Genomic DNA, 201 nt, shown 5'->3' on the forward strand with positions numbered 1-201 from the left:
TGTGGACGATGCCTTCACCGACGCCGACGAAAGCGTGAGCACGAACGAGGACACGCCGCTCGCCGGCACCGTGCTCGCGGGCACCAGCAGCGTGGACGGGCCGGTGACGGTCACCGGCTTCTCGGTCGCCGGCAACGGCACGTACGCGGCCGGGCAGACGGCCACCATCGTCGGCGCGGGCACCCTCACCATCAACGCCGA

The 201-nt window shown here is 71.6% G+C and carries 1 protein-coding gene; it reads left to right on the forward strand.

The window, feature by feature from the left end; translation table 11 throughout:
- Positions 1–201 (forward strand): hypothetical protein (locus B0W80_RS35895; protein ID WP_218668993.1); only part of this gene is annotated, 201 nt, incomplete at both ends.

Source organism: Variovorax sp. KK3 (genome assembly GCF_001984055.1).
In the GTDB taxonomy this organism is placed as follows: Bacteria; Pseudomonadota; Gammaproteobacteria; order Burkholderiales; family Burkholderiaceae_C; genus Variovorax.